The 588-nt window shown below is 63.8% G+C and carries 1 protein-coding gene and 1 pseudogene; both read left to right on the top strand.

What is annotated here, in order from left to right; all coding sequences use genetic code 11:
• Nucleotides 1–198 (top strand): annotated as a pseudogene (locus tag L3X40_RS22090) (IS21 family transposase); the annotation flags it as partial.
• A partial coding sequence (locus tag L3X40_RS22095; RefSeq protein ID WP_237367468.1) for an ATP-binding protein occupies nucleotides 188–588 on the top strand: 401 nt, incomplete at its 3' end. The pseudogene L3X40_RS22090 and the gene L3X40_RS22095, both read left to right, overlap by 11 nt.

Below are 588 nucleotides of genomic sequence, written 5' to 3' on the forward strand. Positions count from 1 at the left end.
CTCTGTGCCGTCGAGCTCGCTCTGGAGGCTGGCGTTCCGACCAAGACCCATGTGCTCAACATCCTGCACCGGTTGACCGACGGCAAGGCACCGCCGGTTGCGCCGATCGATGCGCCGCAAGCCCTGCGGCTTGCCCAGGAGCCGCTCGCCGATGTCGGGCGTTACGACAACCTGCGGGAGCTGCGCCATGCGTCATGATCCCGCAAGTGCTGCTGTGGAGGTGATGCTGCGCGGCTTGAAGATGTATGGCATGGCCCAGGCTGTTGGCGAACTTATCGAGCAGGGAGCACCCGCCTTCAAGGCCGCCGTGCCGATCCTCTCGCAACTGCTCAAGGCCGAAATGGCCGAGCGTGAGGTCAGGTCCATCGCTTACCAGATCAAGGCAGCCCGGTTCCCGGCCTACAAGGATCTGGCCGGGTTCGACTTTGCATCCAGCGAAGTGAACGAGGCTCTGGTGCGGCAGTTGCATCGCGGCGAGTTCATCGACGGCGCGCACAATGTCGTCGCTGTAGGTGGCCCCGGAACCGGCAAGACCCACATTGCCACCGCCTTGGGTGTCCAGGCAGTGGAGCATCACCGCAAAAAGGT

Source organism: Rhizorhapis sp. SPR117 (genome assembly GCF_021742065.1).